Raw genomic sequence first — 1,065 nt, forward strand, 5'->3', positions numbered from 1 at the left:
GGCAGTGGCGGGGCCGTTGGTGGCCGGTGCCGTGCCGGTGGGGGAACCGGCCGTCCGGGACGGGTCCGGCTCGGCCGGCTCGTCGACCGTCACCGTGACGCGGGGCGCGGGCGCGGGCGCGGCGGCCGGCTCACCCGAGCCGTAGCCCGTCACGAACCCCAGCAGGAACCCCAGCACCCCCGCCAGCCCGGAGACGAGCAGGATGATCGTCGGACTGCGGGTCGCCCGAGGATATTCGGGTGGAGGTCCGTACATCACGCGACCAGCGTCCCACCCCTGTCAACGGTGCAGGTAGTCGACCAGCGACGCCTTCTCCGTCTCCAGCTCCTCGATGGCGCTCTTGACCACGTCGCCGATGCTCACGATGCCCACCAGCCGGCCTTCCTCCACCACGGGCATGTGGCGCACCCGGTGGGTGGTCATGATCTTGCGCAGCTCGTCGACGCGGTCGCCCAGGCCGACGGTCCGGACGTCGGGCGTCATGATCGTGGACACGGGCTGGTCGAGCACCTCGGCGCCGTGGTCGTGGAGGTGACGCACCACGTCGCGCTCGGACACGATACCGGTGATCGTCGCGCCGTCGGAGGAGACGACGACGGCCCCGATGTTGTGCTGGGCCAGCTTGGCCAGCAGCTCTCGCACCGTCGCCTCGGGCGACACGGTCGTCACTTCACTGCCCTTTTTACGGAGAATCGTCCCGATGAGCATCTGCACCACCTCGGCTCTCAGTTACCCGCGGCGCGTCTCGGCCATGCGCTCCACTCGGTGCCTTACAGGCAAGCAACCGGGTGGGGAGGGCGTCAAGCGTCCGGCGTAGGCTGCTTGCCGTACCGACCGCCTCGTGCGGCGCCCCGTACGAGCGAGCGACCCCCCGCGCTCCACGTGAGGGGCGCGCCGACTCAGCCACCAGGACGCGCCACGATGACCGAGCGGCTCAACACCGGAAGCCACGACCTGCCCATCACCGACGAGCTGGCCGCGTTCATGCGGACGGGCTGGGCCGACACGCGGCGCGCCGGCGTGTCGGCGCTGCCGGTCGCGCCGTGGGCGGCCAAGCGCCGCGCC

Annotated in this window: 2 protein-coding genes; both read right to left on the minus strand. The window is 71.6% G+C overall.

Features of this window, described 5'->3' with window-relative positions:
• A partial coding sequence (locus tag DQW85_RS22360) for a hypothetical protein (RefSeq protein ID WP_205315319.1) occupies positions 1–258 on the minus strand: 258 nt, incomplete at its 3' end.
• A gap of 21 nt (positions 259–279) precedes the next feature.
• Positions 280–708, minus strand: coding sequence for a CBS domain-containing protein (locus DQW85_RS22365; protein ID WP_113702150.1), 429 nt, complete (start codon positions 706–708; stop codon positions 280–282).
• Positions 709–1,065 lie beyond the last annotated feature (357 nt).

It is taken from the genome of Nonomuraea lactucae (assembly GCF_003313395.1).
Taxonomy (GTDB): Bacteria; Actinomycetota; Actinomycetes; order Streptosporangiales; family Streptosporangiaceae; genus Nonomuraea; species Nonomuraea lactucae.

Coding starts and splice junctions, on each gene's coding strand:
- DQW85_RS22365 (WP_113702150.1), bottom strand. CDS start 708: ATGCTCATCGGGACGATTCTCCGTAAAAAGGGCAGTGAAGTGACGACC.